Source organism: Arcticibacterium sp. GJ41-1, assembly GCF_055808875.1.
In genome coordinates this window covers 4,120,400-4,139,879 of record NZ_CM147888.1, presented here as the reverse complement: position 1 = coordinate 4,139,879, position 19,480 = coordinate 4,120,400, and the positions used below count along the sequence as shown (strand labels likewise).

17 protein-coding genes are annotated in these 19,480 nt (G+C 38.2%); 8 read left to right on the top strand and 9 right to left on the bottom strand.

The features are described 5' to 3' along the window. Window positions 1-133: 133 nt before the first annotated feature. The 4 genes from AC0L6O_RS16980 to AC0L6O_RS16965 all read left to right on the top strand — a co-directional run bounded on the left by AC0L6O_RS16980 (window position 134) and on the right by AC0L6O_RS16965 (window position 6,262). A complete protein-coding gene (locus AC0L6O_RS16980; RefSeq protein WP_473304034.1) occupies window positions 134-1,288 on the top strand; it encodes an efflux RND transporter periplasmic adaptor subunit in 1,155 nt (384 codons plus the stop codon). Window positions 1,289-1,332: 44 nt separating this feature from the next. Continuing rightward, the gene (locus AC0L6O_RS16975; protein WP_473304033.1) at window positions 1,333-4,446 is read left to right on the top strand and encodes an efflux RND transporter permease subunit; all 3,114 of its coding nucleotides are present in this window, start codon (window positions 1,333-1,335) and stop codon (window positions 4,444-4,446) included. A gap of 13 nt (window positions 4,447-4,459) precedes the next feature. Then, complete coding sequence (locus AC0L6O_RS16970; RefSeq protein WP_473304031.1) at window positions 4,460-5,857, top strand: efflux transporter outer membrane subunit; 1,398 nt, start codon at window positions 4,460-4,462, stop codon at window positions 5,855-5,857. 198 nt (window positions 5,858-6,055) lie between these two features. Next, complete coding sequence (locus tag AC0L6O_RS16965; RefSeq protein WP_473304030.1) at window positions 6,056-6,262, top strand: CsbD family protein; 207 nt, start codon at window positions 6,056-6,058, stop codon at window positions 6,260-6,262. Between the two features lie 60 nt (window positions 6,263-6,322). Here the strand turns inward: AC0L6O_RS16965 and selD are convergent, their stop codons facing one another. Both selD and mnmH read right to left on the bottom strand, forming a co-directional pair. Continuing rightward, the gene (gene selD, locus AC0L6O_RS16960; protein WP_473304029.1) at window positions 6,323-7,363 is read right to left on the bottom strand and encodes a selenide, water dikinase SelD; all 1,041 of its coding nucleotides are present in this window, start codon (window positions 7,361-7,363) and stop codon (window positions 6,323-6,325) included. Then, window positions 7,351-8,379, bottom strand: a complete 1,029-nt coding sequence (gene mnmH / locus AC0L6O_RS16955) for a tRNA 2-selenouridine(34) synthase MnmH (RefSeq protein ID WP_473304028.1) — start codon at window positions 8,377-8,379, stop codon at window positions 7,351-7,353. The genes selD and mnmH overlap by 13 nt, the downstream gene beginning before the upstream one ends. Before the next feature lie 137 nt (window positions 8,380-8,516). On the opposite strand from mnmH, the gene AC0L6O_RS16950 reads away from it, so the two are divergent. Next, entirely contained in the window at window positions 8,517-8,822 is a 306-nt protein-coding gene (locus AC0L6O_RS16950; RefSeq protein ID WP_473304026.1) for a DUF3817 domain-containing protein, read from the top strand. Between the two features lie 56 nt (window positions 8,823-8,878). Here AC0L6O_RS16950 and AC0L6O_RS16945 read toward each other — a convergent pair whose 3' ends face one another. Beyond that, a complete protein-coding gene (locus AC0L6O_RS16945) occupies window positions 8,879-10,327 on the bottom strand; it encodes a S41 family peptidase (protein ID WP_473304025.1) in 1,449 nt (482 codons plus the stop codon). Between the two features lie 182 nt (window positions 10,328-10,509). Beyond that, window positions 10,510-11,709 (bottom strand): alkaline phosphatase family protein, encoded by a 1,200-nt coding sequence (locus AC0L6O_RS16940; RefSeq protein ID WP_473304023.1) that lies wholly within the window; start codon window positions 11,707-11,709, stop codon window positions 10,510-10,512. A gap of 192 nt (window positions 11,710-11,901) precedes the next feature. Between AC0L6O_RS16940 and AC0L6O_RS16935 the strand changes: the two genes are divergently transcribed. Continuing rightward, window positions 11,902-12,405: a gluconate 2-dehydrogenase subunit 3 family protein gene (locus AC0L6O_RS16935; RefSeq protein WP_473304022.1), complete on the top strand. Its 504-nt coding sequence runs from the start codon at window positions 11,902-11,904 to the stop codon at window positions 12,403-12,405. Between the two features lie 33 nt (window positions 12,406-12,438). Further along, window positions 12,439-14,157 (top strand): GMC oxidoreductase, encoded by a 1,719-nt coding sequence (locus AC0L6O_RS16930; RefSeq protein WP_473304021.1) that lies wholly within the window; start codon window positions 12,439-12,441, stop codon window positions 14,155-14,157. A 453-nt stretch (window positions 14,158-14,610) separates the two neighbouring features. On the opposite strand, the gene AC0L6O_RS16925 is transcribed toward AC0L6O_RS16930, so the two are convergent. The 5 genes from AC0L6O_RS16925 to AC0L6O_RS16905 all read right to left on the bottom strand — a co-directional run bounded on the left by AC0L6O_RS16925 (window position 14,611) and on the right by AC0L6O_RS16905 (window position 18,439). Then, window positions 14,611-14,997, bottom strand: a complete 387-nt coding sequence (locus AC0L6O_RS16925) for a hypothetical protein (RefSeq protein ID WP_473304019.1) — start codon at window positions 14,995-14,997, stop codon at window positions 14,611-14,613. 108 nt (window positions 14,998-15,105) lie between these two features. Further along, entirely contained in the window at window positions 15,106-15,738 is a 633-nt protein-coding gene (locus AC0L6O_RS16920; protein ID WP_473304018.1) for a nitroreductase family protein, read from the bottom strand. Window positions 15,739-15,781: 43 nt separating this feature from the next. Beyond that, window positions 15,782-16,351: a TetR/AcrR family transcriptional regulator gene (locus AC0L6O_RS16915; RefSeq protein WP_473304016.1), complete on the bottom strand. Its 570-nt coding sequence runs from the start codon at window positions 16,349-16,351 to the stop codon at window positions 15,782-15,784. 143 nt (window positions 16,352-16,494) lie between these two features. Next, window positions 16,495-17,814 carry a Gfo/Idh/MocA family protein gene (locus AC0L6O_RS16910; RefSeq protein ID WP_473304014.1) on the bottom strand — a complete coding sequence of 440 codons (1,320 nt, stop codon included), beginning with the start codon at window positions 17,812-17,814 and terminating at the stop codon, window positions 16,495-16,497. A gap of 88 nt (window positions 17,815-17,902) precedes the next feature. Next, window positions 17,903-18,439 carry a hypothetical protein gene (locus AC0L6O_RS16905; RefSeq protein WP_473304013.1) on the bottom strand — a complete coding sequence of 179 codons (537 nt, stop codon included), beginning with the start codon at window positions 18,437-18,439 and terminating at the stop codon, window positions 17,903-17,905. 282 nt (window positions 18,440-18,721) lie between these two features. On the opposite strand from AC0L6O_RS16905, the gene AC0L6O_RS16900 reads away from it, so the two are divergent. Continuing rightward, complete coding sequence (locus tag AC0L6O_RS16900) at window positions 18,722-19,474, top strand: HAD family hydrolase (RefSeq protein ID WP_473304012.1); 753 nt, start codon at window positions 18,722-18,724, stop codon at window positions 19,472-19,474. The last annotated feature ends 6 nt before the right edge of the window (window positions 19,475-19,480 follow it).

The window sequence follows — 19,480 nt, the reverse complement described above, 5'->3', positions numbered from 1 at the left end:
ATCGAATAATTTAAAATTCTTTATAAACTCCAATTTTGCAACATCAAATATTTAAAAGCTTCTCTTAGCATATTTTATTAATTAAATCCAGTTCAGATATTGGTCTGAACTAAGAAAACTATTTCATCAAAACATGTTTTTAAAAATAAGAGCTATCATAATAATTTCTTGCATTGGGTTTCTAACATCCTGCAAGTCTGAAACTGCTCAGCAAGAAGCAGGTACTAAGCCGCCAGTTAAAAGTTATCCGGTTTTAGCACTTCAAAAAATGTCGACCACGGTAAGTTTGGATTTCCCTGCTACCTTGGAAGGAATGGAGAATGTAAACATACATTCTAAAATTGACGGTTTTGTAGAAAAAATATATGTAGACGAAGGTGCCTTTGTTAAAAAAGGTCAATTACTCTTTACTATTTCAGCTCCGCAATATGAGCAACTGGTAAGAACATCTAATGCGGCTATAAAATCTGCAGAAGCAGGTGTAGAATCAGCCAAATTGAAGATTGAAAAAGTTAAGTCTTTAGTAGATAAGAAAATTGTCAGTTCTTATGAACTGCAAGAGGCAGAGTTAAACCTTAAAAGTGCGGAAGCTTTGTTGGCTCAGAAAGAAGCTGAACTAATGAATGCTAAGGTAAATCTAGGCTATACCAGAATTACTAGCCCAGTTAGTGGTGTAATAGGCGGTTTGTCTTTTAAAGCAGGTAGTTTGGTAAGTGGCAGTACGCCGCAGCCGCTTACTACGGTTTCTAATATCTCTAATATTTTTGCGTATTTCTCTGTAACAGAGAAAGCCCTTCTAGGTTTCTTAAGAGAAAGACAAGGTTCTTCTGTCAAAGAACAATTAAAAAGTTTACCCGATGTTAAACTTTTACTTTCTGACGGTCAAGAGTATCCATCTACAGGAAGAATTGAATCTATCTTTGGTTTGATTGATGCCCAAACGGGTACAGTGAGAATTAGAGCCAAGTTTCCTAACAAAGAGTCTTTACTAAGAAGTGGAGGTAGTGCCAATCTTATACTTCCTCAAACTTTGGAAAATGTATTCTTAATACCTCAAAAAGCTGTTACCGATTTACAAGGTAAAAAGTTTGTTTATGTAGAAAACGAGGGGATTCTAAGAAGTGTATTTATAGATGTGCAGGAAGCGGGTTCAGGTCAATTTTACATTGTAGAAAAAGGTCTTAATGAAGGTGATAAAGTGGTTTTAGAAGGTGTCCAGTTTTTAAGAGACGAGATGGAAATTAAGCCCGAGCTCGTAAACGCTTCAGATATATACAAAGATTTATAATCAGCCTTTTAGGTTAGATTTATTTACCTATAAAACATTAAAGTATGTTTAAGCAATTTATTGAGAAACCCGTACTCTCTACGGTGATTTCCATAATTATAGTTATTCTGGGTTTACTGGGGATTTATGCCATTCCGGTATCACAATATCCAGAAATAGCCCCGCCTACGGTAGTGGTTTCTACTTCTTATCAAGGTGCCAATGCCGATGTGGTACTAAACAATGTGATTATTCCGCTGGAAGAGCAAATCAACGGAGTGGAAGATATGACCTACATCACCTCGTCTGCAGGTAATGATGGTTCTGCTACTATCACAGTTTATTTCAAATTAGGAACCAATCCTGATTTGGCAGCGGTAAACGTTCAAAACAGGGTTTCTAGAGCCACGAGTTTATTGCCTCAAGAGGTGGTAAGAGCTGGAGTTCAAACCACAAAAAGGCAGTCGAGTAATTTGGTGATTTTTGCTATTTATAGCGATAGCTCCACTTTTGACCAAACTTTCTTGCAGAACTATGCCAACATTAACCTTATTCCAAAGATTAAAAGGGTTGCCGGAGTAGGAGATGCATCGCCATTCGGATTGATGGATTACTCTATGAGAATTTGGCTGAAGCCAGCTATCATGGCAAGTTATGGTTTGGTGCCATCTGATATTAATGCAGCCCTTTCTGAGCAAAACTTAGAAGCTGCTCCTGGTCAATTAGGCGAAGAAGGAAATCAAAGTTTTCAGTACACCTTAAAGTATAGAGGAAGACTTAAAAACGAAGAAGAGTTTAGCAATATCATTATTAGAACTGGTGCGGATGGACAGATTTTAAGATTAAAAGATGTGGCTAGAATAGAGTTGGGTGCATTAAGCTATACCAGTTCTGTAAGAATGAATGGTAAGTATGCCTTAGGTGTGGCCATTAGTCAAACCGCAGGTTCTAATGCCCAAGAGGTAATTGAAGGAGCATTGGAAGTTTTAGATGAAGCATCTAAATCATTTCCCAAAGGGATGAGCTACATCACTATTCTTAATGCGAATGATTTCTTAGAGGCGTCTATTGAAAATGTATTTCATACGCTTTTAGAGGCATTTGTGTTGGTATTCTTGGTGGTGTTTATTTTCCTTCAAGATTTTAGGTCAACGCTTATTCCTGCCATTAGTGTCCCTGTAGCCATTATAGGTACGTTTTTCTTCTTAAATCTATTTGGCTTTAGTATAAATTTACTGACACTTTTTGCCTTAGTGTTGGCCATTGGTATTGTAGTAGATGATGCCATTGTGGTGGTAGAGGCTGTTCACGCCAAACTAGATAGTGGTTATAAATCTGCAAGGAAAGCCAGTATTGACGCCATGGACGAAATTTCTGGTGCTATCATTTCTATTACCTTGGTGATGTCGGCGGTGTTTATTCCAGTGAGTTTTATTGAAGGTTCGTCTGGGGTATTTTATAAGCAGTTTGGTTTAACATTGGCCATAGCCATTTTACTTTCTGCCATTAACGCATTAACATTGAGCCCAGCCTTATGTGCTATTTTGCTTAAGCCGCATGATAAAGACCGTAAAACTACATTCTTAACTCGTTTTAGTCTGGCTTTCAATACTTCCTTTAATAGACTGACTTCACGCTATAAGGGAATTGTGCTTTTCTTGGCTAAAACCAAATGGGTAGCTGGAGCTATTATCGCTGTTTTTGTTGGTCTTTTAGTGTGGGGTATGCAAACCACGCCAAAGGGTTTTGTGCCAAATGAAGATTTAGGAACCATATTTTCAGATGTTTCTTTACCTGTAGGTACTTCTAGAGAGAGAACAGAGGAAGTATTGGCCGAGATTGACAGTATAGTGCACACCGTTCCTGAAGTTGATTTTACACTAAAAATAGGTGGACGTTCTATTATAAGTGGTACGGGTAGTTCTTACGGGATGGTTATTTCTAGACTTAAACTTTGGGACGATAGAGAAAGAACGGTAGAGCAGGTGATTGGTGAGCTTTTTCAAAAAACAGCTAGTATAAAAAATGCTAAAGTGTTGTTTTTTGCTCCACCAACCATTCAGGGTTTCGGTACCACTTCAGGTTTTGAATTTCAGCTGCAAGACATGTCTGGAGGGGAGTTGACAGATTTCAATACTGTTAGTGAACAGTTTTTAGGTGCATTAAATGCAAGACCTGAGATTCAGTTTGCTAGAACCTCTTTCAACCCTAATTTCCCTCAGTATCAAATAGACCTTAACGTAGCTAAGATTAAACAATCTAAACTTACCGTGACAGATGTACTTAGTGTGCTTCAGGGTTATTATGGTGGAGTGTATGCTTCTAACTTTAATAAGTTTGGGAAGCAGTACCGTGTGCTTTATCAAGCCGAAGCCATGGATAGAGCAGACCTTAAAAGTTTGAATGCTATTTATGTAAGAAATTCGGCAGGGGAGATGTCGCCAGTATCTGAGTTTATCACGCTTGAGAAAGTTTACGGCCCACAAATTATTTCAAGGTTTAACCTCTTTACATCTATCGGTGTGACGGGTACGCCAAATCCAGGCTTTAGTTCTGGAGATGCACTGGCTGCCATTCAAGAAGAGGCTGCTAAATTATTGCCTGATGGTTATGGCTTTGAATTTTCAGGTCTTTCTAGAGAAGAAAGTTCAGGAGGAAATCAAACCACCTATATTTTCTTACTGTGTATTGTGTTTGTCTATTTCTTGCTATGTGGACAGTATGAGAGTTACATTTTACCACTGGCCGTATTATTTTCCATACCGATTGGTTTAGCAGGTGTATTCATATTTGACAAAATGTTTGATATTGATAATAACATTTATACACAGATTACGGTCATTATGCTTATTGGCCTGTTGGCCAAAAACGCTATTCTAATTGTGGAATATGCCGCCGAAAGAAGAAGAAAAGGACTAAGTATTTTAGATGCTGCCATTAGTGGAGCCGAAGCTAGACTAAGGCCTATTTTGATGACTTCTTTTGCGTTTATTTTTGGGCTATTGCCGCTAATGCTTTCAAGAGGAGTAGGAGCAGAGGGTAATAATTCTATTGGTACGGGAGCCGTAGGAGGTATGTTGATAGGTACCATTTTCGGAGTTTTGGTTATCCCAGTATTGTTTATCGTTTTCCAAACCTTACAAGAGAAGGTTTCTTCAAAACCACAACCGGAAAACTAAAAAATCATTAAAAATGAAATTGAAATTAAGTATATCGATATTGACATTTGGCGTATTTCTGTTAAGTGCTTGTGTAAAACCAAGCATTTATCAGCAGCCTAATGTAAATACAGAAGACCTGTACAGAGGTGTAGAAAATGCCGATAGCACTGGCATAGCTTCTTTAGAATGGCAGCAGCTTTTTACCGACCCTATCTTGCAAGACTTGATAGAGACAGGTTTGGCGGAGAATCTAAATTTGAAAATAGCAGTAGAGAGAATAGCTGCTGTGCAAGCCAGTTTTAGAGAGAGTGAATTAGCCTTTTTCCCAAGCCTTAGTGCAGGATTAAGTAGAACTGAAAATCAACTTTCGTCACAGGCGGTCAATTTCCCTGTCGGGTCAATCAGATTAGCCACGTCAACTAATTCGCTTCAGCTAAATACAAGCTGGGAAGCAGATATTTGGGGTAAGTTAAAAAGTGCAAAGAAGGCTGCTTACGCCAATTTGATGAAAGAGGATGCTACCAAGAGAGTTATTCAAACCGAATTGATAGCCAATATTGCCAATGCATATTATGGCCTTTTGGCTTTAGATAAGCAGTTAATGGTGACAGAGCAAACTGTTTTAAACAGAAAGGAAAGTGTGGAGTCTATGCGAGCATTAAAAGATGCTAGTTATGTGACAGAAGCCGAAGTGATGCAGGCTGAAGCCAATCTTTATTCGGCGGAGGTTCTTATTCCTAATATCAAGAAAGGTATTAGAGAAACGGAAAACATATTGAGTTTTTTATTAGGGTCGCCATCGAGTTCAATCAGAAGGTCAAGTTTAGATATTCAGAGGGCTTATGCTGACTTGCAAACAGGTTTGCCAGCAGAGCTTCTTCAAAACAGACCTGACGTTCAGGAAGCAGAATTTGCTCTTGTAGCGGCTTTTGAAAATGTAAATGTGGCTAAAACATATTTCTACCCATCATTAACCATTACTGCAAGCGGTGGTTTTAATAGCTTTGATTTGAAAGACTTTTTTAATAGGTCAATATTTTACAATCTAGTGGGTGGTTTAACGCAACCTATTTTTAGTAAAGGACGAAATGAAGCGAGGTTAGCTATTGCGGAAGCAAATCAAAAACAAGCCATATATGCTTTTCAGCAATCACTCTTAGGAGCGGGTCAAGAAGTTTCTAATGCACTTTTTGCTTATCAAACAGCGGTAGAAAGAGAAGAGATAAGAGGAAAGGAAATTGAGTCTTTGACAAAAGCTGCGGAGTATACTAAAGATTTGTTGGTGTACAGTTCAAATACTAACTATACCGATGTGTTAAACTCCGAGCAGGCACTGATAGTGTCTCAGCTTAATGGAGTGAATGACAAGTTAGAGCAGCTGCAATCTGTGGTGAATCTTTACAAAGCTTTAGGTGGAGGTTGGGAGTAAAATATACACCTTATGGATTCTATTCCCCATGTTTTCTACGGTGGGTGAAATAGTATTTTAGTAAGAAATTTGTTTTAATCTATTGTTTTGTAGTGGTTTAGGTTTATTTGTGTGGCGGTTTTGTCTATAGATTTTCTCTGGAATGTCGTTTTAAGAAGAACAGTAAGAAATCTTATTTTAAATTAAAACACAAGCAAGATGAATAGTTTCAAGATGAATAGTTTAAAGAATAAAATCAGTGGTAATTGGAATGTAATTAAAGGAAACCTAAAGCAGGAGTACGGAGAACTAACAGAAGATGATTTAGTTTACGAAGAAGGGAAAGAAGATGAGCTTTTAGGTAGACTAGAGATTAAACTGGGAAAGACTAAAGATGAGGTTAATGAGATAATTAGCCAGTGGTAGTACTCAAAAAGTAGATTTATATATAATAGAAAAAGGCGGCCACGGCCGCCTTTTTCGTGTTTAAAGTACTGTAACGGCATGTTCACCTTTGGCTTTTAAAAGACCAATGGGTTCCGTGAATTTATCAAGTCCATTTGCTTTCAAAGTATCTTGAAATTCGCTTATGGCTGCTTTGTTAACTGCCACTAATAACCCTCCGCTAGTTTGTGGGTCTGCCAAGATGGATTTTTGTAATGCCGTAATTGAACCAATTTTAGAGCCATAACTGTCCCAGTTTCTATTGGTACCACCTGGTACCGCTCCTGCATTAATGTAGTCTATAATTTCTGGGGCAATAAGTGGTACTTTGTCAAAGGATACTTCGGCACTTAATCCACTACCCTCAGCCATTTCTGTAAGGTGACCTAAAAGTCCAAAACCAGTAACATCTGTAATGGCGGAAACCGAATCCATTTTACCAAGAACTTCGCCTATCTTATTTAGCTGCATCATTTGATTAGCCGCTAAGTTTTTGTGCTCTGGCTTAAGAATAGCTTTCTTCTCGGCTGTTGTCAATATTCCAACACCAATAGGCTTTGTTAAGAATAGTACATCGCCTTCCTGTGCTTTGTTGTTTTGTTTGATGTTTTTAACATCCACAATACCGTTTACAGCTAAACCAAAGATAGGTTCAGGAGAATCAATACTATGCCCGCCACCCAAGGAAATGCCTGCTTCTTTACAGATGCTTCTACTGCCGTCTATGACTTTTTGAGCCACTTCTGGCGACAGTTTATTGATGGGCCAGCCCAATATGGCAATCGCTAAAACGGGTTTGCCACCCATGGCGTAAACATCTGATATGGCATTTGCAGAGGCTATTCTTCCAAAATTGTAAGGGTCATCTACTATCGGCATAAAAAAGTCGGTAGTAGAAATAAGAGCGGTTCCGTTCCCGAGGTCTAAAACAGCTGCATCGTCTCGGCTATGGTTTCCTACTATAAGTTTGTCATTATCAGGCATAGATATATTACCTTTTAAGATAACATCTAGCACCGCAGGAGATATTTTGCAGCCACAGCCGGCTCCATGCGAATATTGCGTGAGTTTTATTTCTTCCATATTTGTTTCATTAATAAAGCAGCGTTTTGCTGCAAGGCTATATTTTCAGCCTCTATTTTTATCATCGACTTCTTGCTCAGTGTGCCTTTGAGATACCATTTGTCGTAATAACGAAGTAGTATTCCAAAACAAGCCTCGATGTTATTTGACTCTAAATAATTAATGGCATTTTGGGTTTCTAATCCGCCTAATCTTTTCTGAATTCTGAGAATAGCATCTTTAAGGTCTTCTTTTGGCAATTTTCCATATTCTATACTTAAAAAAGCAAGCCTTTTTTCAAAAGGGATTTCTAAGAAATATACAGTGCTTTCTTTCATTTGTTGCCAAACGGGTAGTGGAATTTGAGTGTTTCCAATACGTTGGCTTTCATCTTCAATAAATATAAATTCGGCCTCGTCTAGTTTTGCGAGAGCTCTTCCTAAAAGATTTTCAAACATCTCTTGACTCGGCTGTGGTTTTTGACCAATTCCGCCTAAAGAAGAGCCTCTATGATTAGCTAAACCTTCAATGTCAATAATAGCGTGGCCATCAGCTTCAAGCTGATGGAGCAACAGTGTTTTGGCACTGCCAGTATAGCCACCAATGATTTTATAATTACGTTTTTTTTCGAACTGCCTATTAATCCAACGTCGGTATTCCTTATAACCGCCTGCCAAGCTATATACCTTAAAACCATAGAGGTCAAGTAGCCAAGCCACCGCACCACTTCGCATGCCACCACGCCAGCAGTGTACCAACACTTCTTGTGGGGCACCTTTGGTTATTTTCTCCACGGTTTCTACCATACTACGCATGGTAGGTCCAAAGTAGTCTAAGCCTATTTTGATAGCCTTCTCTCTGCTTTCTTTTTTATAAGCTGTGCCTACCACTTTTCGCTGTTCGTCGGTAAATAGGGGTAGGCTAATAGCCCCAGTAATGTGAGCGTGCGAAAACTCAGAAGGGCTTCTCACATCCAAGACGGGAAGTGTCTTAGCCTTTTCTAAGAAGTCTGTAATATTTAGTTTTTGAACTGCCATAGGTATGCCATAAAGCTAGTTTTTTTTTGTCATAGGAGCTTGGCATCACAAGATTATTCTACGATTCATCTCGTTTTTTTATGTTAAGTTGAATCTTTTTAGCAAATTTCCAATTCTTACTATAAAAACTGATTTAGGTGGATAAAACGATATTTAATAGCCCGTTGGGTTGGCTAAGAATTGTGGGCTTTATGGAAGGTTGCTCTTACCTTTTGCTAGCTATTACTATGCCTCTGAAGTATATGTATGAGCTTCCGAAGCCAAATTATATTGTAGGAATGCTGCACGGGCTTCTTTTTATACTTTATGTGGGTTTGGTTCTTTGGGTGTCTTACTACAATAAATGGAGCAAGACCAAAACCTTTTGGGCTTTGTTGGCTTCATTAATTCCTTTTGGGACTTTTTATGCAGACAAAAAGCTTTTTAGAATAAAGCGAACATAAAAAAAGCACTGACCTTCTTTCGAAAGTCAATACCTCTTTTACATTTTAATCAATTTTTACTTTTCTGCTGTGGGGATTGTTCTAATGGTTTTTGCCAATGGTTTGGCTTCTGCTTCTTTTATGTAGAACTTGTTTTTACGCCAAAGCGTAGTTTTGTTGCTCAACCTAGCTGACGCCAAAGTTTTTTCTCCTAAAATATCTAATACTTGACTAAATAGAGTTTCGTTATAATCGCCTATTGGTAAGTATGGTATTTGGTTATCTTCTATGTAATAATCAGGAGTGATACCGTCCACAGTGCCATAGTCAGATTGACCCAATGCATTTGTGGTTTCTCCCAGCATGACGTAAATGCCGTAGTTGGACTTATTGACCTCGTCTCCCACTAAAGTGCCAAAAAGATTTTTCCCATAGGTGTTTTCTCCCACCGTTATTACTTCCATGTAAGGTTTTAAGCCGTTTATGACAAGCTCGCTTGCTGAGGCAGTACTGTTTGAAGTAAGTACAAAAACTCTTGAAAGCTGATTGCCAATATTATTTGGTTCGTTTAAGAAACTATGGTTAAAATAGTTTGAGCCGTAGGCTGAACGCAAATAGCTGTCGTATGACTCGTTCCATTTTTCAATGTAGAAAATATCGCTAGTGTTTGTGTTCTTTCCTATAAGTGAAGAGAGCACCTCTGCAGAGCTGATATAGCCACCTCCGTTAAACCTTAAATCTAAAACTAATTCACTTACTTGATTCGATTTGAAGTCTGCGAAAATAGACCTCAGCTGATTGTCATATTCGTCTGTAGAGCCTGGTATGAACTGCGTATAAAGTAAATAGCCAAGCTTTCTTTCTGAAACTGGTAAATCTATTATGCCAGAATACGCTATCGGGTTTTCCTCAGTCACCATGCTGGTTACACTTACAGCTCCCTCACTTACCCAAACGTCATTTTGAAGTTTACCAAAGCCGAAACTATGGGTGTCGCTAGAGCTAAATAGCGAAGAGAAATTAGCTGAAGTAATGTTTTGATTGTCAATCGTGATAATGACATCGCCTCGTTTCATTCCTGCGGCTTCGGCAGCACTTCCGGGAGTGATTTGACTTAGGAATAGTCCAAGGTTAGTACTCGAATTGTCTAAGTAAGCAATGGTGTAACGAAGTCCGAAAATCTTGCTAATGCCATTGAAGTCATTCTCTAAACCTTCAAAGTCATCTGTCAGCGAAGAAAAACGGTCAATGGTTTCTCTGTTGTAAATCAGTTTTTCAAAAAAGCTAAAAGGCTCTAGACTCACATCAAGATTTGCCAAGGAAGCCATTTCAGAAGACCAATAGTAGGCGTCTTTCATGGTTTCATAAGCCCAGTTATTGATGGAGCTGTAAGAGGTTCCCGAATTTTCTTCTACAATAGTCTCCGCTACTGTGAGTGTGGCTGGGCTTATAACATCATCTTCTTTACAGGCCGAACACACACATATAAAACCTGCCAAAAGGGCGGCAGAAGTAATTTTTCTCATATGATGAAAAGGTTAATGGCGTCGAAGTTTATGCGATAGCTTATATTTTAGTGATTGTTAATAGTATATACTGAGATTTCGCCTAAAATGTTGCCTAGGAGGTTTTAGAAGCATTACATGTATTTTGGGTGTGTCGCTTAAGTGCTTGAAATAGAGGTGTGTAGGGGCCTGTCTTTTCGGGATTATTTTTTATAGAAAGCTTTTATCTTTCTGAACTTACCGTCAATTTTTGGATTTTTAAAGCCAAGGATTTTAGTGATTAATGGATAAATGTTGACATTTTCAATAGGTTCGGTAGTCAAGCCAGAATTAATTTGAGGACCTTGAGCGTATAAGATTCCTTGCATTTGTGAAGTAGTATATGGGTCATAGCCATGTTCTCCAGTAATTTCTTCATTGGTCATTTGCTTTCGGAAGGCAAACCCTGGGTTGGCAACCAAAACTAAGTCGCCTATTCTATCATTCTTATTATAATGCCACTTTTTAGGCAATTCTCCTTTTTTATAAACTTTGAAGTTTTTCTCTAATGTTTTTAGTGAATCATAAATGCCGTCAATATCTTCAGAAGGTAAAAAGACCATGGAGAGAATTTTGTCATAAACCACGGTAGCGTAAGGAGGTATTTTAAGACTTAGTTCATTGAAATCTACATAATCTGTGTTCTTAACTTCTTTCATTCCATGGTCAGATACCACAATTACATTTACAGGGAGGTCAATTGCTTCTAAAGACTTCATGAGGTATCCTAGTACTTGGTCGGCTTCTTCCACTGTATTTTTCAGTTCTTCAGAGTTTGGCCCTGTTCTATGACCTTGGCTATCAACTAATGAAAAGTATAAAGAGACAAATCGTGGTCTGTCTTTTTCGGGAAGTTGAAACCATTTTATTACTTCATCTATACGTGTGCTATTACTTACAGAGCCGTCATAAATATGGTAATAATCAGGGAAATGTCCTTTTATGGGAGCTTCTGAGCCTACCCAAAAATAAGAGGCAGCTTTGTAACCTTGTTCACGGGATAATTGCCAGAGTGGCGTTCCTCCGTAATAATAAGGGTCTTCTACCAAAGGCCTATTTGAAATGCGATAGTTAGCCTGTCTATTAGGGTCGTAAAAAGTATTGGCCACTAGGCCGTGGTTGCCTGGATATAAACCAGTAATGATACTATAATGGTTTGGGAAAGTTTTGCTAGGGAAACTTGGGATTAAACCTTCAGCGGCTGTTCCTTTTTTAATGAATTCCTTAAAATTGGTGGCGTTATATTTTTCAACATAGTCATGTCTGAAGCCGTCAAAAGAGACTAATAAAACATAGTTTTTTTCTTGAGCGTATCCTAAGTTACTAATTAAAAGTAGTGTAAGAATAATGGTATTGAATTTCATTCGGCTTTTTAAGTATTGTATAGCAAAAATAAGGATTTACGTAATTTAATAGCTGTATTTTCGTATTACAGTTGGTATGTGTGTGGAATTTATTTCATCAAAAAAAGCAGGAAAGCTTCAGTTGGGAAGTTGCCTATTGGTCTGCACTAGCAATTTTTATAAATTTGAGCTAATTGTTAAAAAGTTAAAATTATGGAACGTAGGAAAGCTATACAAACTTTAGGCTTGGGTTTTGGTACTTTGCTGGCTTTACCTTCTTGGGCAAATTCATGGAGTAAGGCTTCTTTTGAGGAAATGAACTTTGAAAACGAAGTGACTTTGTCGGCTTTGGTGGAATGTATAATTCCAGAATCAGAAACACCAGGAGCTAAGTCCGTAGGAGCACATTTATACCTAGAGCGAATGGTAAACGATTGTTATGGGGCGGATGTGAGGAAGATGTTTGGAGCAGGTTTAGAAAAGCTTGATAAGCGTTCAAATCAGAAGTATAGCAAGGCGTTCTCTGAATTAGATTTGGAGAAAAGAACAGCGGTTTTTGCGAGCATGAAAAATGCAAGTGAAATGTCTGACAAAAGGTTTTTCTCTTTTGTCAAAAACTTAACAGTTAGAGCTTATACGCATTCTGAGTATTATTTGACCACTTATCGGAATTATGTGATGGCACCGGGTTTTTTCCACGGCTGTGTGCCCGTTTAGAGCAGTGATTAGCTATAAATTTTAATCAAAGAAATGACCTATTTAAATAATAAAGCAGTAAAGAAAAATACCTTTGATGTCATAGTGATTGGCTCAGGAATTAGTGGGGGATGGGCTGCAAAAGAGTTTTGTGACCACGGTCTTAAAACCTTAGTATTAGAAAGAGGGAAGGATGTCAAACATGTGGTGGATTACCCTACGGCCATGATGGAGCCTTGGGAGTTTGAGCACCTTGGTCAGGTGCCAAAGAAATTGAAAGATGAAAGTCCGATTGCAAGCAAAACTTACATTTACAAAGAAGATAGTAAGCACTTTATAGTTAAAGATAAGGAGCATCCATATATTCAAGAGAAGCCTTTTGACTGGATTAGAGGATATCAAGTAGGTGGGAAGTCGTTACTTTGGGCTCGTGGTACACAGCGATGGAGTAAATATGATTTTGAAGGCCCTGCAAGAGATGGTTTTGACGTGCATTGGCCTATTGGTTATGATGACCTTGCTCCATGGTACAGCCATGTGGAGATTTTTGCTGGAATTAGCGGAAACAAAGATGGTTTAGATTCGCTGCCAGATGGCGAATTTCTGAAACCGCATGAGCAAACCTGTGTAGAGAAACATTTTACACAAAAAATGAAGGAACACTATCATGGAAAAAGACCAGTAATTATAGGTAGATGTGCTCACTTGACAGACCCGCAGCCTATTCATTATGAGCAAGGAAGAGGGCAGTGCCAGCACAGAAATCTTTGTCAAAGAGGCTGTCCTTATGGAGGATACTTTAGTAGTAATTCCTCTACATTACCTTGGGCTCAGCGAACTGGAAATTTGACCTTACGTCCTAATTCTGTGGTTCATTCTATCATTTATGATGAAAAAACAGGGAAGGCCTCAGGCGTGAATGTGGTGGATGCTATGACGAAGAAAGAAAAGAAGTTTTATGCGAAAGTTATTTTCCTAAATGCCTCTACGATAAATACGAATTTGATTCTTTTAAACTCAAAGTCATCTAGATTTCCGAATGGAATAGGAAATGATAATGAGCAAATGGGCAAGTATATTCATTTCCACAGTTTTATTACTGGAATGTCTGCCGAGTATGATGGAATGCTTGACTCTAAAACGGATGGTACTAGGCCAAATGGTAGTTATATTCCTAGGTTTAGAAATGTGAAAGAGCAAGAAACGGATTTCTTAAGAGGCTATGCTGCTGGTTTTTCTGCTACGCGTTCGCCTCTGACTAATTCGGAGGGTTTGGGTATGGAATTGAAGAATAACCTTAATAAAATCGAGTACGGAAATTGGCATGCTAGCTCTCATTTTATGGGAGAAACTGTTCCAAAAGAAACAAACTATGTTAAGCTGGACCATAAGCAAATAGATGATTGGGGAGTACCGCTGCTTAGGGTAAATGTGGAATTGGATGATAATGACATGAAAATGGCCAAAGACTACGAAGAGCAGATGACTGAAATGCTCACAGTGGCTGGTTTTAAAAATATCAAAGCAAATAGAAAAACCACTTGGAATCCGGGATTGGATATTCATGAAATGGGTGGTGTGGTCATGGGTAATGACCCAAAGACTTCGCTTTTAAATAAGTGGAATCAATTACACCATTGTAAAAACGTCTTTGTAACGGATGGAGCTTGTATGACTTCAAATTCAACGCAAAATCCTTCTTTGACTTATATGGCTCTTACAGCTCGTGCTGCAAATTATGCAGTAGAAGAACTGAAAAAAGGAAACTTATAGAAGAGTCTATTCATCATAGTAAACTTGAAGCTCGAGTCTTAATTGATTCGGGCTTTTTTTGAGATTTTGAATATAATGTTTGTCATGATTTTGACTTTTAAGGCCAAAATAACGCCAAACGGTAATAGCTTAGGAGGTGGATTACTATTAATATTTCGCTCCTATGGAGCTTGAACTTTTAAGTAACTGTCTTTAAGAGAAGGCTTGGAGAGGGTAGATGTTATTAAATAACGCGAGTTCGATGTAAGAAAGAAGCTTTTAGCTCCAGAGGAGCGTAATATCGGTAGCGTAGGGCGTAAGCTCTACGCAATCAATAGAATATAATAATTTGTTTGGCGAGATTTTGGCAAAAAAAGCCAAAATCATGACAAACTTTACCATAAAATGTCTCATTATAAGTAAAGTATGTTTTAGCCTTACGTCGAACTCACGTTAAATACTAAATCACATTTATTAGTCACAATGAATTCTCATAATCTCGGCCTCAAATCCAAAGTTGGAACCGGGTTCTTTAACTATCGCCTTTTGTTCTGAAATAGTAATTTGTATTTGGGTGCTGTCTGAAATGCCTTCTTGTTCAAAGTAATATTGAGCGGTTATAACACCGTTTTTCTCAGACCCTTCAAAATGACCGATACGCTTATCTTTTTCTAAAGGAAGCCAATTGTACTCACCACTTACTTTTCCCTCCATTATGCCATATGACAAGTTTAAGATGTCCGCTTTATCGGGAGCATCTTGAAAGGGATATCTGTTTTCAAAACATTCTGTATTTGGATTTTTGCTAGAACAGCTCACTAAAATCAGGAGGTAGAAGAAAAAGCTGAGAATTTTTGTCATGTCAGATAGTTTGTATGCTAGGTTAACGCAGTTTTTTAGGCTAGCGTTTAAAAGAAAACCAGAGTTCTGATAAGAACTCTGGTCAAATATAAAACGATGTATCTTAAATTAAGCTACAACAGTAATAAGGTCTTCTTTGCTTTTTCTAACCTTTGGTAAATTTACTAACCAATCTTTTTCTGCATCTCTTACGCCTACAGGTAAAATCACGCAACTTCTTAAGCCTTTTTCTTTCAATCCTAAGATTTCATCAAGTGCTGCTGGGTCAAAACCTTCCATTGGTGTACTGTCTACTCCTTCAAAAGCAGCAGCCGTTATAGCTTCAGCAAAAGCAATGTAAGCTTGTCTGGCTGCATGTTGGAAGTTTACTTCAGCGTCTTTTTGAGGATAAGAGCCTAAAAGCATTTGTCTATAGTTTTCCCAACCCTCGTTAGTGAAACCTCTTACATCATTAGTGTGGTCAAAAACTTTATTGATACGCTCAGCTGTGTATGTATCCCATGCCGCAAAAACTAATAAGTGCGAGCAGTCTGAAACTACTGACTGATTCCAGGCTATTGGCTTAATTTTATCTTTTACTTCTTGGTTAGTTACCACAATTACCTCAAAAGGCTGAAGGCCACTTGATGTAGGTGCTAGTGATACCGCTTCTAATATTCTGTCAATTTTTTCTTGGGCTACTTTTTCTCCAGTCATAGCCTTAGTGGCGTAACGCCAATTTAGTTTGTCTAACAATTCCATAATTAATGAATGTTCATTCTCTTTTTATTGCAAAAAAATCTTTTTATCGTTTGATGGCATCCCAAGCAGCGTTAAAAGCTGCCTCTAAAAAATCAGGTTCCACTTTTCGATTTTCTTTATTTAAGACAAAGGACATTGGATAAATGGTATAGGCATAAAGTAGGTATGGTTCAATCTCTTTGATAATACCTTCTCGCTGACCTCTTAACCATAAATCTACCAATGGTTTTAAATGATGAAGGTCTTTTTTGCATCTGTCTTCCTCCACAATAGGTGTGCTTTCACACTGTGCTAGAAAAGATGCTTCCTCATTATGTTTCAACCTGAATTCGGCAATATTATACCAAATAGCCCTAAAACTCTTCTTAACGGGCATGTCTTCATCAAAAGCCTTAAAGGCGTTTTTACTGAAAAGCTCCCTAGTTTCATTATAAAGCTGATTTACCAAATCCTGTTTATTTTCAAAATACAGGTAGATGGTGGCAGGAGAAACATTTGCCATTTTTGCGACTTTAGACATGCACGCCTCCTGCACTCCTCCTTCATTTATAAGTCCAAGTGTGGACTTTAAAAGAGCGGTACGTTTGTCAATGCTTTTCTGAAGCCTAGCCATTTTTGTCTTTTAAATTAATAATCGATGTTTTACCTATTTAGTAATGTCATCAGTAGTAAAACCACCAAAAATGAATGAGCGTTCACTTTTGGTGGTATTTATTTGATTGTTTTTGTAATCTATTGATAATGAAATTGTTGCTATTAGCTTTTCCAAAGTTTCCAAGGGGCTCGGTAGTTTGGCTTTAAGTATTTATTGGCATCTGTTTCATTGCTGATGGTGCTTTTGCTGTCGTTCCAGTCGAGTTTTTTGCCTGTTCGGTAAGCTATATTTCCCAGGTGAGCTACCAAGGCGGCGTTTCTTCCCATTTCTATGGTACAGTTTGGGTCTTTTCTAGATTTAATACATTCTAGAAAGTTTTTGGTGTGAGCATCTAATCCACTGCTTCGGCTTTTTTGAGGAGGTATAGCTTCTGTCATGTATTTACCGTTTTCTTCTAAAGGAATAACCTTCCAAGTATCTCTATTTACAGCTAGAATTCCATTTTCGCCTATGAATGCTACACCAGGTTTTCCCATATCTTCTAAATATGGCGAAATGCCCATAGCCATAAATTGCTCCCAAATGAAACTGAAATCACCAAAGTCATAAACGGTGGTCAGAGTATCGGGTGTTTCTGCGGCATTGTTAGGGAAAGCGAGTTTTCCACCAATTGCCACTACAGATTTTGGAGCAGTAGCATTCATGCCTGCCAAAACCATGTCTAGCATATGAACGCCCCAGTCTGTCATTAATCCACCGGCGTAATCCCAGAAATAGCGAAAGGTACCATGAAAGCGATTTTTGTTAAAAGGTATTTTAGGTGCTGGACCGAGCCATCTGTCATAATCTACACCTGCAGGTGGTGCACTATCTGCTACCACATCAAAACCTCTTCCGTAGTTCACATCGGCCCAGGCTTTGACTTGCCTTATTTTTCCTAAATCTCCTGTTTTTAAATAAGCAAAAGCGGAGTCCCAGTGTGGGTCGCTTCGTTGCCATTGACCTACCTGCACTACTCGCTTATATTTTCTGGCAGCCTTTACCATCAAATCTGCCTCGTGAATGCTGTTGGCTATAGGTTTTTCTACATAAACATCCATTCCCGCGGCACAGGCATCCGTCATCATAATATGGTGCCAGTGGTCAGGTGTTCCTATTATCACGGCTTGTAAGCCAGCGGCTTTTAAGAATTCGCGGTGGTCTTTATAAGTTTTTGGGCGTAAGCCTGTTTTGGCTTCTAATTCGTCTGCTCTCTTTTTTAGGAGCTCGGCATCTACATCGCAAAGGGCAATGCAGGCTGTTTCATCATTTTTTAAGAATGATTTCAGGTCTGCCCAGCCCATACTGTTAACTCCTATAAGGCCTACTTTTACACTATCGTCGAGGTTAATGGATTTGAGGGCGGAAGCCGAAGCAAAAGGAATTGCGGCTGTTAAAGAGGCAGCACTCAGGTTTTTGATAAAGTTTCTTCTATTATTCATTTCAATGGGTTTATGCATTGAAATTAAGAAAATTTACTAGATAGTTTTAGTCTGACACCTCTTAAATATAAGCATACAATAAAATGGTTTATCTGCAATAAGCATTTACTCCTAGAATGTCGACCATCTCAATTTTACGAATACTTATTCCCACAAAACAATCATCTACACAGCCATTAGGGACATAGCCAGCTTGAAACAGAAGTCCATCATCGTTTACCTCAAAAAACGTTTCGGCATCATCTCTTTTTAATAGCCAGTCTAGTTGAGCTTTTTCATAAACTTTATCTAGTGTAATTGTTTCAGCAGCAGCAGAGTCAGTGTGGGTATTAAGTTCGCTTTCGTTTTCTGTCCATTCTATGATAGGTTGCTTTGAGTCAGGTGCTGGGGTGTATTTATAGTATCTTTCAGTCACCACACCGTTAGTAACAGTTAGTTTAGTTTCCCATCCAGAACCCACCCAAGAGCCGTTTACCACGGTGTATTGATAAGAGTTATTCCAGGTGTTCTTGAAACTTAACCAAGCTTTTTCACTCTTTTCAAAGTCGCTATTGAAGTTGATATCATCTTTTTCGCAAGCAGAAAATAGGCTAAGGCAAAGGATAAGGCTTATTAAAACTTTCATGGAGTTTATGTTTTTAATGTTGTAGTACATTAACTGAACTAGGGCGGCGTAGGTTGTACGTCTCTAATAAAAAAGAAAAAACGGAAGAAAGTCCTCCGTTTTTAAATGCCTCGTTAAACTATATAACCTATATCATTTCGAGGCTAAAGTACTGTTTTCATATTAAGAGAATGTTGCCTGAAAATAAAGGTTTTATTAAGCAAAAAGCTAACAATTACTTAACCTTCTGAGGGGCTTAACTATGAGCATTGTTCAATAATATTGTCAAAATAATAATGCAAAATGGTAGATATAAACCTTGTGGTTTTTGATATGGCTGGCACTACTGTCAGAGACAAAAGAGAAGTGGAAACGTGTTTTGCAGAGGCTTGCAAAGATACAGGATTAGATGTTTCAGATGAGCGAATACTTGCACTTCAGGGTTATGCTAAGAGGGATGTTTTTGAACTGCTTTGGAAAGAAAAACTCACAAGTACACACGACTTACAAGATTACGTGGATTTGTCTTATAACACCTTCTGTGAAATTTTAGAAAACCATTATCAGGATTCCGAGATTTTACCAACAGAGCATTGCCTAGAGACTTTTGATATATTAAAAAGGAATGATATCAAAATAGCCTTAACCACAGGTTTCTACAGAAAAGTGACCAATATTATTTTGGATAAGCTGGGTTGGCTTGATGGACTTAATGATGATTTTGTGAAAGTAGGAGGGAGAACACCGATTGATATTTCTGTGACACCTTCTGAAGTAGAGGCAGGCAGACCTGAGCCGTATATGATAGAGCGTGCTATTGATTTTTTAAACATTTCAGGGCCTTCTAAAGTGATTAAAATAGGAGACACCCCAGTGGATTTAGAAGAAGGCTATAATGCAAATGTTTTGAAAAGTTTAGCTGTGACCAATGGTAGTCATTCGTATCAGCAGCTTAGTGCTCATAAAAATGATGGTTTACTTAATAGTTTAGCAGACTTATCTAAAGTATTAAACCTTAATATTCAAAAAGAGCGAAGGTTTTTTATTACGTTTTAATTCCTA

Bases quoted from the DNA above. Each gene is read 5' to 3' on its own strand.
- AC0L6O_RS16980 (WP_473304034.1), top strand. From the start codon at position 134: ATGTTTTTAAAAATAAGAGCTATCATAATAATTTCTTGCATTGGGTTT.
- AC0L6O_RS16975 (WP_473304033.1), top strand. From the start codon at position 1,333: ATGTTTAAGCAATTTATTGAGAAACCCGTACTCTCTACGGTGATTTCC.
- AC0L6O_RS16970 (WP_473304031.1), top strand. From the start codon at position 4,460: ATGAAATTGAAATTAAGTATATCGATATTGACATTTGGCGTATTTCTG.
- AC0L6O_RS16965 (WP_473304030.1), top strand. From the start codon at position 6,056: ATGAATAGTTTCAAGATGAATAGTTTAAAGAATAAAATCAGTGGTAAT.
- selD (WP_473304029.1), bottom strand. From the start codon at position 7,363: ATGGAAGAAATAAAACTCACGCAATATTCGCATGGAGCCGGCTGTGGC.
- mnmH (WP_473304028.1), bottom strand. From the start codon at position 8,379: ATGGCAGTTCAAAAACTAAATATTACAGACTTCTTAGAAAAGGCTAAG.
- AC0L6O_RS16945 (WP_473304025.1), bottom strand. From the start codon at position 10,327: ATGAGAAAAATTACTTCTGCCGCCCTTTTGGCAGGTTTTATATGTGTG.
- AC0L6O_RS16940 (WP_473304023.1), bottom strand. From the start codon at position 11,709: ATGAAATTCAATACCATTATTCTTACACTACTTTTAATTAGTAACTTA.
- AC0L6O_RS16935 (WP_473304022.1), top strand. From the start codon at position 11,902: ATGGAACGTAGGAAAGCTATACAAACTTTAGGCTTGGGTTTTGGTACT.
- AC0L6O_RS16930 (WP_473304021.1), top strand. From the start codon at position 12,439: ATGACCTATTTAAATAATAAAGCAGTAAAGAAAAATACCTTTGATGTC.
- AC0L6O_RS16925 (WP_473304019.1), bottom strand. From the start codon at position 14,997: ATGACAAAAATTCTCAGCTTTTTCTTCTACCTCCTGATTTTAGTGAGC.
- AC0L6O_RS16920 (WP_473304018.1), bottom strand. From the start codon at position 15,738: ATGGAATTGTTAGACAAACTAAATTGGCGTTACGCCACTAAGGCTATG.
- AC0L6O_RS16915 (WP_473304016.1), bottom strand. From the start codon at position 16,351: ATGGCTAGGCTTCAGAAAAGCATTGACAAACGTACCGCTCTTTTAAAG.
- AC0L6O_RS16910 (WP_473304014.1), bottom strand. From the start codon at position 17,814: ATGAATAATAGAAGAAACTTTATCAAAAACCTGAGTGCTGCCTCTTTA.
- AC0L6O_RS16905 (WP_473304013.1), bottom strand. From the start codon at position 18,439: ATGAAAGTTTTAATAAGCCTTATCCTTTGCCTTAGCCTATTTTCTGCT.
- AC0L6O_RS16900 (WP_473304012.1), top strand. From the start codon at position 18,722: ATGGTAGATATAAACCTTGTGGTTTTTGATATGGCTGGCACTACTGTC.